Genomic DNA, 13,402 nt, shown 5'->3' with positions numbered 1-13,402 from the left:
TCACTAGAGAATGTGGCCGACGAGCGAAGGACAAGGTCATGGGCGCACTTTCCGGCAAGACGGCACTGGTCACCGGCAGCGGACGCGGAATCGGGCGCGCCATCGCACAGCGCCTCGGCCGCGACGGCGCGCGGGTCGGCGTCCACTACAACGGCAACGCGGCCGCCGCCAAGGAGACCGTCGCGAGCATCGAGGCCGCGGGCGGCCAGGCCTTCGCGTTCGCCGCCACCCTCGGCGTGCCCGGCGACGCCGCCGCGTTGTGGACCGCCTTCGATGCCCACGCCGACGGCCTGGACATCCTGGTCAACAATGCGGGCACCGACGGCGTCCGGGAACCCATCGGGGGTACCTCGGAGGAGGCCTTCGACCGGGTCTTCGCCGTCAATACGAAATCCCCGTTCTTCGTCACCAAACTGGGCCTGGACCGGCTGCGCGACGGCGGGCGCATCGTCAACGTCTCCACCGGGCTCACCCGCGGCGCCGGCATGCCGGAACTGCTCGCGTACACCATGACCAAGGGCGCGATCGATTCCTTCACCTCGGTGCTGGCCAAGGAGGTCGGCGCGCGCGGCATCACCGTCAACGCGGTGGCGCCGGGCGTGGTGGACACCGACATGAACGCCGACTGGCTACGCAACGACGCGACCATGGCGGCGGTATCGGCGAAGTCGCCACTGAATCGCGTGGCCGAGCCCGCCGAGATCGCGGATATCGTCGCGTTCCTGGCCTCGGACGACAGCCGCTGGGTCACCGGCCAGTGGATCGACGCCACGGGCGGTGCGCTGCTCTGAGCACCATTAGGCTTGGCGGGTGCTGTCAGTTGTGCCGAGCCCCGTGATCGTGCGTGCCCCGTCGAAGGTGAATCTGCACCTCGGGGTGGGTGACCTGCGCGAAGACGGGTACCACGACCTCACCACCGTCTTCCAAGCCCTTTCGCTCAGTGACGATCTGGAGATCGCGCCGGCCGCCGCCATGCGGGTCAAGGTGACCGGCGAGGGCGCCGACGAGGTCCCCACCGACCGCACCAACCTGGTCTGGCAGGCGGCGGTCCGGCTCGCCGATCAGGCGGGCCGGGCGCCGCTGGTGGAAATCGGGATCACCAAGGGGATTCCGGTGGCCGGCGGGATGGCGGGCGGCAGCGCGGACTGCGCCGCGGCCCTGGTCGGGTTGAACGACCTGTGGGAGCTCGGCCTCAGCCGGGCCGAATTGTCCGATATCGCAGCCGAACTCGGCAGCGATGTCCCGTTCTCCCTGCACGGCGGCACCGCGCTCGGGCGCGGCCGCGGCGAGAAGCTGCTTCCGGTGCTGTCCCGCAACACCTTTCACTGGGTGCTGGCCCTGGCCAAGGACGGACTGTCCACCCCGGCCGTCTTCAAGGAACTCGACCGCCTGCGCGAGGCCGGTGACCCGCCGCGCCTCGGCAGCCCCGAGGACCTGCTCCAGGCCCTGGCCTCCGGCGACGCGACCCAGCTCGCGCCGCTGCTCGGCAACGACCTCCAGGCCGCAGCGCTCTCGCTCAAGCCCGACCTGCGCCGCACCCTGCGGGCCGGCGTCACCTCGGGAGCCCTGGCGGGCATCGTCTCGGGTTCCGGCCCGACCTGCGCCTTCCTGTGCGAGAGCGAGGAGGCCGCGGTCGCCGTCGCCGCCGAGCTCGCGGGCGCCGGCGTCGCCCGCAGCGTCCGCACCGCCCACGGCCCGGTTCCGGGCGCGCGCCGCATCACCGATCCGCTGGATGCCGCCAAGCGCTGACCGAAGGACGGTCATGGCTGCTCGGTAGGCTTGCTCAGGGCAAGCAATCGACCGTCGTAGAGGATCCCGTGGCCAACCTGATCAACCTGGAAACCGTCTCCAAGAGCTTCGGCGTCAAGCCGCTGCTCGACAAGGTGTCCCTCGGGGTTCAGGAGGGGGAGCGGATCGGTGTCGTCGGCATGAACGGCGGCGGCAAGACGACGCTGCTGGAAGTGCTGACAGGTCTCGAGAAGCCCGACTCCGGACGGGTGAGCCAGGTCGGTTACCTGCGGATGGCGGTCGTCACCCAGCGTGGAGTTCTGCCCGACGACGCGACTGTCGGTGACGTGGTCCTCGCGGGTCTGGCCGAGGATCAGCGCACCGACGGTGTCGCCGAACACGAATGGGCGGCCAACCCCCGCATCCGTTCCGTGGTCGAGGGCATCGGCATCGCCGACCTCGGTCTGGACACCCCGGTCGCCAATCTCTCCGGTGGCGAGCGCCGCCGCACCGCGCTGGCCGCCGCCCTGGTCCGCGACCTCGACCTGCTGGTCCTCGACGAGCCCACCAACCACCTCGACGTCGAGGGCGTGCAGTGGCTGGCCGAGCACCTGATCGAACGCCGCAGCGCGCTGGTGGTCGTCACCCACGACCGCTGGTTCCTCGACACCGTCGCCACCCGCACCTGGGAAGTGCAGGGCGGCAAGGTCGAGACCTACGACGGCGGCTACAACGACTGGATCTTCGCCCGCGCCGAACGCGTCCGCCAGGCCGACGCCAGCGAGGCCCGCCGTCAGAACCTGGCCCGCAAGGAACTGGCCTGGCTGCGTCGCGGCGCGCCCGCCCGCACCTCCAAGCCGCGCTACCGGATCGAGGCCGCCGAGGCCCTGATCGCCAATGTCCCCGCCCCGCGCGACACCGTGGAACTGGCCTCCTTCGCGCGAAAGCGCCTGGGCCGCGTGGTGATCGAGCTCGAGGACGCCACCCTCGCCCTCCCGGACGGCCGGGAACTGGTGAAGGACCTGACCTGGCGGCTCGCGCCCGGCGAGCGCGTCGGCCTGGTCGGCGTGAACGGCTCCGGCAAGACCAGTCTGCTGCGCGCGCTCGCGGGGGAGCGGGACCTGCAGTCCGGCAAGCGGATCCAGGGCCAGACCGTCAAGATCGGCTGGCTGCGCCAGGAACTCGACGATCTGCCGCTGGACATGCGCGTCCTGGAGGCCGTGCAGGACGTGGCGCAGCGAATGATGCTGGGCGACAAGGAGATCAGCGCCGGTCAGCTGGCCGAGCGGCTCGGTTTCACCCCGGCCAAACAGCGCACCCCGGTCCGCGACCTGTCCGGTGGCGAGCGCCGCCGCCTGCAGCTCACCCGCATCCTGATGGCCGAGCCGAACGTGCTGCTGCTCGACGAGCCCACCAACGACCTCGATATCGACACCCTGCAGCAGCTCGAGGACATGCTCGACGGCTGGGCCGGAACCATGGTGGTCATCTCCCACGACCGCTACCTGATCGAGCGCATCTGCGACACCACCTGGGCGCTGTTCGGCGACGGCAAGCTCACCAACCTCCCCGGCGGCATCGAGGAATACCTGCGCAAACGCGCCGCGCTGAGCGGCGGCCCGGCCACCCCGGCCCGCTCCGCCGCCCCGGCCGCCGCCGCGAATTCCGCTGCCCCGGCCACGGATTCGGCCGCCTACCGCGCCGCCCGCAAGGAACTCGCCAAACTGGAACGCGCGCTGGAGAAGCTCACCGATCGCGAGAAGAAGCTGCACGCGGCGCTCGCCGAAGCGGCCACCGAGCCGGACAAGCTGGTCAAGCTGGGCGCAGAGTTGAAGCAGGTGCAGGCCGAGAAGGAAACGACCGAAGAACGCTGGCTGGAACTGGCCGAAGACGCCTGAGCTACGACCGTCCTCATCGTCTCTCGCGGTGGTGGCGTATGCCAGGGCGACAACTGGTTTCGCAACGGTCGGGGTAACTCGCCGGGTACGTCCAAAATTGGTTCGTCACCTGACGCAGGTACGGATGCGAGGCGTATTACGGCTCCCCGGCCGCCCGCTGAAGTCCCGGGGAGGCGGGGGAGTCCAGGGACGGAACCGGCAGGCAGGTGCGGACGAAACCCGCACCGAACGAGGTCAATTCGACGGTGCGGTAGAGCACCTTGGTGCCGAAGCTCGCCCGCTTGAGCAGTCGCCGCACCTCCGGCATGGCCTCGAGCAGCTGGTACCGGTTGGGGTTGCCCAGCGCTTCGCGGGTCACGTCGAGCAGCCCGAGCCGATCCAGATTGGCCAGGTACTCGTCGATCCGGTTGGGGTAGCGCAGGGCCGCGTCCTCGCCCAGCAGGTTGAACACGCCGCGATAGGAGCTGCGTCCGGTCTTCACCTCGACCGCGGGCTGCGGCCCGTCCAGGTACAGGTGCCGCACGATGCGCGCCTCGTCGGGCGCGAGTTCGCCCAGGATGCGCGAGTAGGCGGTGTGGTGGTGGGTGTCGTCCTCGGCGTGGAAGTCCGCGGACCGGCGCAGCAGTTCCGCGCCGCGGGCGCGCAGCAGCGCGGTGTGCCCGGAATCGGGTGCGGCGTCGAGGTCGTCGGGCACGGGCACGCCGAGCGCCTGCCGGACCGAATGCCGCACCTGCGCGCCGGCGTCGGAGAGGATCTCGCGCGGCGGTTGCCCGGCCATGCTGCCGCGCAGCACCACCGAGGTCACGCCGAGCGCGGTGTGCAGACTCCAGAAACTGGCCTCCACCGCCGCCGACACGGCCACCCGAACCACTCCCGTGGCGGCGCGCACCGGTCCGGCCGAACCCCGCCGCTCACTCGAATCCACCGGCACCGGCAGCGGCGCGGACTCGCGAACAGCGATGACGGTGGAGGGATCGGCGGGATCGTCCTCGCCAGAGGAGGATTCGGTCATATCCATGTGGTGGCGACTCCTGTTCCGAAGATCAGGAGGTGAGCGTAACCGGCGAAGAGCCCCAGCGCGCCGCCATGGACGAACAAAAGCCATTCGTCCTGTTTGATGGCCGAACGCAGCATGTCCACGAACTCCGGCGGGGGCAGCGCCGACATTTGTTTGGCGATGTACTCCTGCACCTGCACACCCTGCTGCGCGTTGAACGCGGGGTCGGCGAAGGCGATGGGCGCGATGGTCATCGCCTCGTTGGTGAGGGTGTCCTGCAGGGTGTCGTACTCCCGGCTGCCCAGGGCGAACTTGACCACCGAGCGGGCCGGGCCGAGCGCGCGGTCGGCGGCCGGGCGCAGGGTGTCGGTGAGCATCTGCATGGTGCGGTCGGCGCGCGGGCCGTTGAGCAGCTCGTCGCCGATATTGGCGACGGTCATGATCTCGCTGGCCACCAGCGCCGCGTAACCCTCGGTGATCTCGTCCTGCCGCTTGATCAGCAGGCCCTGCCGCCACGGGCACCACCACTTGGGATAGGCGGGCTCGAAGATCAGATTGATGCCGATCCAGTTGACCACCCAGCCGATGATCACCCCGCCGACCGGCAGCACCACCAGCGACGACCAGTGCGTCCAGTGCAGGATTCCGACCAGCACCAGACCCATCGGAGCGCCGAAGTAGAAGCCGAAGTTCTGCATGAATCGCAGTTCCTTGGCGCCCAGCACCTGGAACACGGAATTCAGCATCTGCGGCCGCGCCTGGAAGTAGCGGATGGTCATGGACTTGACGTCCAGCAGCTGATCGATGTTCTTGCCGAGTTCATCGGTGAGTTCCCGGAGAATATCCGGCAACTGTTCCCGCACGCGGTTGTGGACCATCTCCCGCACACCTGTCGGCAGGTTGTACCAGAGCTGTGGATGTTCGCGTTTGAGGATGTCCTCGACAATGCTTCGAATCTGAAGATCGGCAATTTCAACAAAATGTTCAGCAAGCTTGTCCGGTTCCAGTTCGCGATAGAAATCCGCGACACTCCCGAGTTTCGCCAGCCCTTTGTCGACGGCGATGCTGGCCATCTTGTCGGCGCGCGACGGCACGATCCCCTGCCAGCCGATCCGCCCGTCGTACTGCAGCAGCGGCAGCACCTGAATCCGCTTGGGCAGCAAAGGAAACACCGCCGCCAAACCGGGCAGCCGGAATCCGTGGAACCGGATCGGCTTGAACAGCATGAGCACGCCGGTCCAGTTGGTGATATAGCCGATCACGCCCGTGAACAGCGGAATCGTGATCAATTCCAATAGGAGGGTCGGACGCACCCCGAAGACACTCTCTAGCACGCGACACCCTCCTGCCGACCCGCAACGCACCGCCGTCGGCGTTGACTACCCCATCGGCGGTTCGGACCTTACTGGCTATTCAGGAAGTGAGTCCAGCCGCAGAGTGTCTGGGTCGGAGATCTCGGTCACACTGCGCGGGCTCGATGTTCCTCTCTCTTGATGGGACCACGAGAATGGCGGAGACCACATCCATATCGTTCTCAGATCGTTCGTGTTGGGGGTCATGTGCGTCGTTACTCGGCGGACGTGGGCTGGGGTAACCTCGTCAGGCTCGCGGGTTCGACGTGCCCGCAGGTCCGTCGGGGGCAATAATCTGTGGACATTCGGTTCACCTGGCGTATTCGGAGATGGACGTGGCGGAAGACAGGATCCCGGGGCAGGACGTGACCCGTCCGGGACCTCGTGCCGTGGAACGCAGTTCCGATGTGGAGCAGCGGCAGATCAGCAATGAGGCCCGCCTGATCCGCGGGGTCTTCCGGGCCGCCGGGCTGGCGGCCGGTACCGCGGTGCGGGGGACCGAGTGGGCGGTCGGCACCAGCTTCGAGATCACCAAACAGCTGACCCAGGCCGCGCTGGACGGCGAGTCCTCGGCCGATATCGCCGAGCGCACGGGGGCGGCGCTGCGGTCGATCGCGCGCAGCGCGCTCGGTGTCACCGAAGGTTCGGTCCGCGAGATCGTCAGCTACGTACCGACTCCCATGGGCGCGCCGCAGCAGGCCATCGCCAACGGCGGCGGTCTGGTCCGCTCGGGCACCACCGAGGATCTGCGCCGCCGCGGCGACGCGCTGCTGGCTCGCTCGGCCGACGTCTACTTCACCGAGGCCGTGCACCCGGCCTACGACCGCATCCTCGATCAGCTCGCCCCCGACGAGGCCCGGATCCTGCGATTCATGGCGTTGCAGGGCCCGCAGCCGTCGGTGGATGTGCGGACCAACCGGCCGCTGGGCATCGGGTCGGAGCTGGTCGCGGGGGATCTGACCTCGGTTCCGGAGCAGTCCGGCGTTCGCTACCCGGACCGCGCGCGGCACTACCTGATCAATTTGAGCCGCCTCGGTCTCACTATGACCTCGGAAGATCCGGTCGTTTTGTCGCGATACATGGTGCTGGAAGTGCAGCCCGTCGTCGAGCAGGCGCTGAAAAAGGCCGGTCGAGTCCCCAAGATCGTTCGAAAGAGCCTGCGCCTGACCGAATTCGGCGAGGACTTCTGCAGCACCTGCTTCACCATCAACAACTGACTCGGTATCCGGCTGATAGCGATCCGGTACATATCCGTGCCGATTTCCTCAGCTTTCCCGTACCTGATGGGATTGTTGAAGGTATGGATTCCGATGCCGTCGCGGCGATCAGCCGGCTGAAGTTCCGTTACCTGCGCGCGCTCGACACGAAGGCGTGGGAGGAGTTCGCCGACACCATGATTCCGGAGGCCACCGCTACCTACAGCGAGTACCTCCAGTTCGAATCGCGCGACGCCTTCCTCGCCTTCATGCGCAATACGCTGGGCCCGCACGTCATCACCGAACACCGCTGCGACCACCCGGAAATCGATGTCGACGGCGACGAGGCGACCGGAACCTGGTACCTGGCCGACACCGTGCTCATCCCCGGCCACAACATGCTCCTCCGCGGCGCGGCCTTCTATACCGATAGATACGTGCGCTGCGAGGACGGGCAGTGGCGCATCGCGCACACCGGCTACGAACGCACCTACGAGGTCGTGCTCTCGCTCTCGGACCTGCCGAGTCTGCGCCTGACCTCCAGCCGCTGGGGCCTGATCGCGCGCGATCCCGCCGACACGCCCCGCGTCGAACCCAGCTCGGACGGCTCCGGCACGATGGGCTGAACACCCCCTCCGCCCGAAGCCGACGGAGTCCTATTCCGTTCCGGCGACCAGCAGTTCGAGGGTCAGCTTCGGCATCTCCTTGGCGATGTACTGCAACCGCCACTTGTCGCTGAAGAGGGCCAGGATCGCGCCGTCGGTCCGGATGAAGACCTCGACGCCGCGCTGCCGGCTGAGCTCCGCGGCCGATTCGGCATCGGTGCGCCGCGCCAGCTGGAACGGCAGATGGTCGAGCTGGGTCTCGACATTGAACTCGGATTGCATTCGCGCCGTGACGACTTCGAACTGCATGGGACCGACCGCGGCCAGCACCGGCGACTGCTCACCGCGGGCGTCGTTGCGCAGCACCTGCACCACGCCCTCGGAGTCGAGCTGATCCATGGCCTTGCGGAACTGCTTGTACTTGTCCGCGGTCTTGGCGCGCAGCGAGGCGAAATGCTCGGGCGCGAAGGACGGGATCGGCGGGAACTCGACCTTCTTGTCCACGAAGAGCGTGTGCCCCGGGGCGAGTGCGGTCGCGTTCACCAGGCCGACCACGTCGCCCGGGTAGGCGGTGTCGACGGTGGTGCGTTCGCGGCCGAACACGGTCAGCGCGTATTTGGTGGCGAAGGGCCGCCCGGTCTGGGCGTGGGTCACCACCATGCCGCGCTCGAATTCGCCGGACACGATGCGCATGAACGCCAGCCGGTCGCGGTGCGCGGTGTCCATGCCCGCCTGCACCTTGAAGATGACGGCGCTGAACGGCGCGGTGGTATCGCGCGGCTCGCCCTTGATGTCGGTGCGCCCGCGCGGCGGCGGCGCGAGCTCGACGAGGGTCTCGAGGATTTGGCGCACACCGAAATTCAGCATGGCGGAGGCGTAGATGACCGGCGAGGTGTGCCCGGCCAGGAACAGTTCCTGATCGTGGTCCTGCCCGGCGGCGGAGAGCAGTTCGCTCTCCTCGGCGGCGGTGGTCCAGGCCTCGCCCTCGCGCTCGGCGGCCTGCTCGGGGCTGTAGCTCTCCTCCGGGGCGATGGTCGCGCCACCGGCGGTGCGGGTGAAGTGGATGTACTCGGTGGCCGCGCCCTCCTCGCCGCGGCGCAGCAGGCCGCGGAAGTCGCCGGCGATGCCGACCGGGAGGAACAGCGGGGTGGGGGTCAGGCCGATGCGGTCGACGATCTCGTCGAGCAGCTCCAGCGGCGCCTGGCCCGGGCGGTCCCACTTGTTGATGACGGTGATGACCGGGATGCCGCGATCGCGCGCGACCTGGAAGAGCTTGAGCGTCTGCGGTTCCAGGCCCTTGGCGGCGTCGATGAGCATGACCGCGGCGTCGACCGCGGTGAGCACGCGATAGGTGTCCTCCGAGAAGTCGGAGTGGCCGGGGGTGTCCACCAGGTTGATGACGCACTCGCCGTACTCGAACTGCAGGGCCGTGGAGCTGACGGAGATACCGCGCGCCTTCTCCATCTCCATCCAGTCGGAGACGGTCGACTTGCGGCCCGCCTTGCCGTGGATGGCGCCCGCCTCGGAGATCACCTTGGCGTGCAGGGCCAGCGCCTCGGTCAGCGTGGACTTACCCGCGTCCGGGTGGGAGATCACCGCGAAGGTGCGCCGCCGCGCCGCCTCACCGGCCAGCCGACCGGCGGTAGCTGAGGTCGCGCTGGCAGTCGGGGAACTCACGGGGGGACTCCTTATGTGCGGACGAGGCAACCGAACCAGGGTACGCGACCGGCCCCCCGCCCCGACCGGCCGGTCCGGCCCGATGGGGCCCTCGAACCGGAGGTCAGTCCGGGTCCGGGGCGAGATGCCGGGCCACGGCCCGTCCGACCAGCGTCTCGATATCGATGCCAGGCGCGATCGCCTCGATACTGCGGTTGGCGACCACCACCGCGATGCCGTGCAGCTGGGTCCACAGGCCGAGGGCCTGTTCGCCGGCCCGGTCGTCCGCGCCGGGGCCCGCGCAGTCGGCGACCAGCTGCCGCCAGCGGTCGAACAGGGGCAGTGACCAGGTGACCCGCAGGTTCCCGCCCGCGCCCTCGAGCAGATCGTGGCGGAACATCAGGGTGAACATCTCCGGCCGCGCGGTGGCGAAGCGGATGTAGGCCAGGCAGTTCCGGCGCACCCGCTCCTCGGGCGTATCCCCGCCCACCGCATCGATTTCCGTGCGCAGGTCCGCGTAGCCGCGGGCGGCGACCGCCGCCAGCAGCGCGTTGTGGGTGGGGAAGTACCGCCGGGGCGCGCCGTGCGACACCCCCGCCTCGCGGGCGATGGCCCGCAGTCCGAGCTCGGCCGCGCCTACTTCTTCGAGCATGGCGACTCCGGCGGTGACGAGTCGTTCGCGCAGGGGCTCGGCCGGTTCGCGCGGGGGCTCGGCGGTGGTCATATGTCACATTCTCCAGCATTCGTAGACAGTGTCTACGTCCGTCCGGTACAAAAGTACGAGTAGACACTGTCTACACATTCGTCGAAACAACGAGAGTTGGGTGGACACCATGTGGTACTGGCTCCTCAAGCACATCCTGGTGGGGCCGGTGCTGCGCCTGCTCGGGCGCCCGAAGATCGAAGGGCTGCACCATGTTCCGAAGAACGGGCCGCTGATCATCGCGGCCAACCATCTGGCCGTGGTGGATTCGCTCTACCTGTGCCTGGTGCTGCGCCGCCGGGTCACTTTCATCGCCAAGCAGGAGTACTTCACCGAGGGCGGGTTTCGCGGTCGCCTCAATCGCTTCGTCATGAACGCCACCGGTCAGGTCCCGGTCGACCGCACCGGGGGCAGCGCGGGATCGGATTCGCTCGCCGCCGCGGTGGGGGTTCTGGAGTCGGGCGGCATCTGGGGCATTCACCCCGAGGGCACGCGTTCGCCCGACGGCCGGGTCTACCGGGGCCGCACCGGTGTGATCCGGGTGGCCATGCAGACCGGCGCTCCCGTCATCCCGGTGGTGCTGTCGGGCACCGATCGAGTCAATCCGCGCGAGGGCCGCTTCCTGCGCCCGGCCAAGGTCGGCATCTCCTTCGGCCACCCGCGCTATTTCCTGCCCGCCGACCAGCAGGCCGTGCGCCGGGCCACCGACGAGCTCATGGCCGACATCGTCAGCCGCTCGGGTCGCCCGTACGTCGATTGCTACGCGACGACTTTCAAGCAGCAGGCGGCCTGAGAACGAGAAAACGGCCGGTTGTCCGGAATCCGATCGGGATTCCGGACAACCGGCCGTTTCGCCGTTCGGGTCAGCTCACGCGCGCGTTGGCGCTGGAGCCGGTGATGCCGAGGGACTGGAGCAGGCCGGCGGCGCTGCCCGTGTCGAGGCCGCCGGTGCCGTTGGCCGCCGCGGAGACCGTGATGTCCACCGGGCCGACGGCCGCGGTCTGACCGCCGCCGTTGAGGGTGACCGTGATGTGGTGGGTACCCGCCGAGGACGGAGTCCAGTTGATGGCCGCCGTGGTGGCGGTGCCGCTGGCCGGGGTCGCCGTGCCGATGGACACGGTGTTCGACCCGGTGGTGTCGAAGATGTTCGCGCTGACGCTGGGCGAGCCGGTGACGACGGTGATGGTGTACGTCTGGCCCACCGTGTAGCCGCTGCCCGAAACGGTCAGGCCGTTGACGGTGGTGTCCGCGGTGGCGAACGGAGCGGCGATGGCGATGGTGGCGGAGATGGCTGCGAAGCCCGCGGCGCTCAGGCCGGCCTTGCGGATGTTGGTCATAGATCTCTGTTCCTCACTCGGGGACAAGCTATTCAGCGTGTCGATCAAACTGCCTAGCATCGGAAAGGGGTCCCCGCTACCAAAACCGGGAATATCGTCAGCCGACGGAGGCGCCGATGCCGTTCGAGGTGGCGGAGCCGGTGCCCAGCGACTTGATGATCGAATCGAAGCCGCCGCCGCCCGTCGAGGGAGTGGTGGTCTTCGGCGGGGTGGTGGTGGTCGGCGGCGGGGTGCCCGGGCCGCAGTCGTTGTTGGTGGCCGAGGCGATCGGCGCGGTGAGCGCGATGGCGGCGGAGACTGCGGCGATGCCCGCGGCGCTGAAGCCGACTCGGCGGATGTTCTTCATCAAGCGTTTTCCTAACTTGGCAGACAAGCTCCTCGGCGGGCCCCTCGAATAGCCCGGACCGGGGTAGGAATGGGATCGAGGGGTGGGCCGAGTGATGCGAAATACTAGTGTGTCAAATTGCCGGATACAAGAGTGGAAATCGCGGCCGCCGAGGGGGTGCGACAAGGGCCTTCCGGCAGCGTGTTAGAGTCTTCAGGTTGTCTCGGCGAGGGTGTGGCACCTAGCTGCCCACCGTGATCGACGCGGCTCGGCCTATTCGGCCGTCCACGTTGGTCTTCGCCGACGAGCAGACCAACCACTTTGCCAGGGCGGCCCACGTCGCCTGGCGACACGCTGACATTACAGCCGGACGAGCCGTAGGGAGTAGACAGTCATGTCCGACGCCAACCTTCTCGAAGCCACCGTACGTACCGAGTTCGGCAAGGGCGCTGCCCGCCGTACCCGCCGCGACGGCAATGTCCCCGCCGTCCTGTACGGCCACAACGAGGAGCCGCAGCACCTGGCCGTGAGCGCCCAGGCGTTCGCCGCCATCCTGCGTGAGCACGGCACCAACGCCGTCCTGAACCTGGACATCAACGGCAAGAAGCAGCTGGCGCTGACCAAGTCGGTCGTCGTCCACCCGATCCGTCGCTACATCGAGCACGCCGACCTGCTGATCGTGCGTCGTGGCGAGAAGGTCACCGCCGACGTGAACGTCGCCCTGGTCGGCGACGCCGCCTCCGGCACCCTGGTCACCCAGGACGCCACCACCCTCTCCATCGAGGCCGAGGCCCTGCACATCCCCGAGTCCATCGAGGTCTCGATCGAGGGCGCCGAGGCCGGCACCCAGATCCTCGCCGGCGGCATCGAGCTGCCGAAGGGCGTCACCCTCGCCGGTGACCCGGAGGCCCTGATCGTCAACATCATCGCCGCCCCGGCCGCCGCCGCGGAGGAGACCGAAGAGGCCGCCACCGAAGAGGCCGCCGCGGAGTAACTCCCTACTCCCGCAACGGTTCTCGATGACCGAGGCAACAGCCGGGCCCGCGCTCGTGGTCGGTCTGGGTAATCCCGGATCCGAGTACGAGCGCACCCGGCACAATGTCGGTTTCATGGTCGCCGATCTGCTCGCGGAGCGGGTCGGCGGTCGTTTCACCGTGCACAAGAAGTCCGGCGCGGATCTGCTCGAGGCCCGCCTGGACGGGCGCAAGGTGCTGCTGGCCAAGCCGCGTACCTACATGAACCTGTCCGGGCGGCCCGTCGCGGCGCTGGCCAAATTCTTCTCCGTGCCCGCCACCGAGGTGATCGTCGTGCACGACGAACTCGACCTCCCCTTCGGCCAGATCCGCCTCAAGCGCGGCGGCGGCGAAGGCGGGCACAACGGGCTCCGATCGATCTCGCAGGCCCTCACCACCAAGGACTATCTGCGCGTCCGCTTCGGCATCGGCCGTCCGCCGGGCCGGCAGGACCCCGCGGATTACGTGCTGAAGCCGTTCTCCGCGCCGGAGCGCAAAGAAGTTCCGGTGATCGTCGAGCAGACCGCCGACGCGGTCGAGCTGCTGCTGCGCGTGGGTCTGGAGACCGCGCAGAACCAGCTGCACTGAGCTC

At 68.5% G+C, this 13,402-nt stretch carries 14 protein-coding genes; 8 read left to right on the top strand and 6 right to left on the bottom strand.

The window, feature by feature from the left end; genetic code table 11:
- Positions 1-38 precede the first annotated feature (38 nt).
- The 3 genes from ABZ382_RS22925 (at position 39) to ABZ382_RS22915 (ending at position 3,626) form a co-directional block, all read left to right on the top strand.
- A complete protein-coding gene (locus tag ABZ382_RS22925; RefSeq protein ID WP_357092058.1) occupies positions 39-791 on the top strand; it encodes an SDR family oxidoreductase in 753 nt (250 codons plus the stop codon).
- A 19-nt stretch (positions 792-810) separates the two neighbouring features.
- Entirely contained in the window at positions 811-1,749 is a 939-nt protein-coding gene (locus ABZ382_RS22920) for a 4-(cytidine 5'-diphospho)-2-C-methyl-D-erythritol kinase (RefSeq protein ID WP_357092055.1), read from the top strand.
- 68 nt (positions 1,750-1,817) lie between these two features.
- The gene (locus tag ABZ382_RS22915) at positions 1,818-3,626 is read left to right on the top strand and encodes an ABC-F family ATP-binding cassette domain-containing protein (RefSeq protein ID WP_357092052.1); all 1,809 of its coding nucleotides are present in this window, start codon (positions 1,818-1,820) and stop codon (positions 3,624-3,626) included.
- Positions 3,627-3,762: 136 nt separating this feature from the next.
- Here ABZ382_RS22915 and ABZ382_RS22910 read toward each other — a convergent pair whose 3' ends face one another.
- Both ABZ382_RS22910 and ABZ382_RS22905 read right to left on the bottom strand, forming a co-directional pair.
- Positions 3,763-4,644 (bottom strand): Abi-alpha family protein, encoded by an 882-nt coding sequence (locus ABZ382_RS22910; RefSeq protein ID WP_357092049.1) that lies wholly within the window; start codon positions 4,642-4,644, stop codon positions 3,763-3,765.
- On the bottom strand, positions 4,635-5,957 hold the full coding sequence (locus ABZ382_RS22905; RefSeq protein ID WP_357092046.1) for a hypothetical protein: 1,323 nt from the start codon (positions 5,955-5,957) through the stop codon (positions 4,635-4,637). The genes ABZ382_RS22910 and ABZ382_RS22905 overlap by 10 nt, the downstream gene beginning before the upstream one ends.
- Positions 5,958-6,304: 347 nt before the next feature.
- On the opposite strand from ABZ382_RS22905, the gene ABZ382_RS22900 reads away from it, so the two are divergent.
- Complete coding sequence (locus ABZ382_RS22900; protein WP_357092043.1) at positions 6,305-7,192, top strand: Abi-alpha family protein; 888 nt, start codon at positions 6,305-6,307, stop codon at positions 7,190-7,192.
- An 83-nt stretch (positions 7,193-7,275) separates the two neighbouring features.
- Positions 7,276-7,797 carry a nuclear transport factor 2 family protein gene (locus ABZ382_RS22895; RefSeq protein WP_357092040.1) on the top strand — a complete coding sequence of 174 codons (522 nt, stop codon included), beginning with the start codon at positions 7,276-7,278 and terminating at the stop codon, positions 7,795-7,797.
- Positions 7,798-7,827: 30 nt separating this feature from the next.
- Here ABZ382_RS22895 and ABZ382_RS22890 read toward each other — a convergent pair whose 3' ends face one another.
- Together ABZ382_RS22890 and ABZ382_RS22885 are read right to left on the bottom strand one after the other, a co-directional pair.
- Entirely contained in the window at positions 7,828-9,453 is a 1,626-nt protein-coding gene (locus ABZ382_RS22890; RefSeq protein WP_357092038.1) for a peptide chain release factor 3, read from the bottom strand.
- Between the two features lie 103 nt (positions 9,454-9,556).
- On the bottom strand, positions 9,557-10,156 hold the full coding sequence (locus ABZ382_RS22885) for a TetR/AcrR family transcriptional regulator (RefSeq protein WP_357092035.1): 600 nt from the start codon (positions 10,154-10,156) through the stop codon (positions 9,557-9,559).
- Between the two features lie 109 nt (positions 10,157-10,265).
- Between ABZ382_RS22885 and ABZ382_RS22880 the strand changes: the two genes are divergently transcribed.
- Positions 10,266-10,928 carry a lysophospholipid acyltransferase family protein gene (locus ABZ382_RS22880; protein ID WP_357092383.1) on the top strand — a complete coding sequence of 221 codons (663 nt, stop codon included), beginning with the start codon at positions 10,266-10,268 and terminating at the stop codon, positions 10,926-10,928.
- A 70-nt stretch (positions 10,929-10,998) separates the two neighbouring features.
- Here the strand turns inward: ABZ382_RS22880 and ABZ382_RS22875 are convergent, their stop codons facing one another.
- On the bottom strand, positions 10,999-11,472 hold the full coding sequence (locus ABZ382_RS22875) for a hypothetical protein (RefSeq protein ID WP_357092032.1): 474 nt from the start codon (positions 11,470-11,472) through the stop codon (positions 10,999-11,001).
- Between the two features lie 97 nt (positions 11,473-11,569).
- Complete coding sequence (locus ABZ382_RS22870; RefSeq protein WP_357092029.1) at positions 11,570-11,818, bottom strand: hypothetical protein; 249 nt, start codon at positions 11,816-11,818, stop codon at positions 11,570-11,572.
- 373 nt (positions 11,819-12,191) lie between these two features.
- Between ABZ382_RS22870 and ABZ382_RS22865 the strand changes: the two genes are divergently transcribed.
- Together ABZ382_RS22865 and pth are read left to right on the top strand one after the other, a co-directional pair.
- Positions 12,192-12,791: a 50S ribosomal protein L25/general stress protein Ctc gene (locus tag ABZ382_RS22865; RefSeq protein ID WP_357092026.1), complete on the top strand. Its 600-nt coding sequence runs from the start codon at positions 12,192-12,194 to the stop codon at positions 12,789-12,791.
- A 25-nt stretch (positions 12,792-12,816) separates the two neighbouring features.
- Positions 12,817-13,398, top strand: a complete 582-nt coding sequence (gene pth, locus ABZ382_RS22860) for an aminoacyl-tRNA hydrolase (RefSeq protein ID WP_357092023.1) — start codon at positions 12,817-12,819, stop codon at positions 13,396-13,398.
- The last annotated feature ends 4 nt before the right edge of the window (positions 13,399-13,402 follow it).

The organism is Nocardia sp. NPDC005825 (assembly GCF_040630175.1).
Classification (GTDB): Bacteria; Actinomycetota; Actinomycetes; order Mycobacteriales; family Mycobacteriaceae; genus Nocardia.
Note: the sequence above shows the minus strand (reverse complement) of the source record. Positions and strands in the feature narration are given on the sequence as shown.

What these genes read in the sequence shown, in the direction of transcription:
- ABZ382_RS22925 (WP_357092058.1), top strand. Translation starts at nt 39, where the DNA reads ATGGGCGCACTTTCCGGCAAGACGGCACTGGTCACCGGCAGCGGACGC.
- ABZ382_RS22910 (WP_357092049.1), bottom strand. Translation starts at nt 4,644, where the DNA reads ATGGATATGACCGAATCCTCCTCTGGCGAGGACGATCCCGCCGATCCC.
- ABZ382_RS22900 (WP_357092043.1), top strand. Translation starts at nt 6,305, where the DNA reads ATGGACGTGGCGGAAGACAGGATCCCGGGGCAGGACGTGACCCGTCCG.
- ABZ382_RS22895 (WP_357092040.1), top strand. Translation starts at nt 7,276, where the DNA reads ATGGATTCCGATGCCGTCGCGGCGATCAGCCGGCTGAAGTTCCGTTAC.
- ABZ382_RS22885 (WP_357092035.1), bottom strand. Translation starts at nt 10,156, where the DNA reads ATGACCACCGCCGAGCCCCCGCGCGAACCGGCCGAGCCCCTGCGCGAA.
- ABZ382_RS22880 (WP_357092383.1), top strand. Translation starts at nt 10,266, where the DNA reads ATGTGGTACTGGCTCCTCAAGCACATCCTGGTGGGGCCGGTGCTGCGC.
- ABZ382_RS22875 (WP_357092032.1), bottom strand. Translation starts at nt 11,472, where the DNA reads ATGACCAACATCCGCAAGGCCGGCCTGAGCGCCGCGGGCTTCGCAGCC.
- ABZ382_RS22870 (WP_357092029.1), bottom strand. Translation starts at nt 11,818, where the DNA reads ATGAAGAACATCCGCCGAGTCGGCTTCAGCGCCGCGGGCATCGCCGCA.
- ABZ382_RS22865 (WP_357092026.1), top strand. Translation starts at nt 12,192, where the DNA reads ATGTCCGACGCCAACCTTCTCGAAGCCACCGTACGTACCGAGTTCGGC.
- pth (WP_357092023.1), top strand. Translation starts at nt 12,817, where the DNA reads ATGACCGAGGCAACAGCCGGGCCCGCGCTCGTGGTCGGTCTGGGTAAT.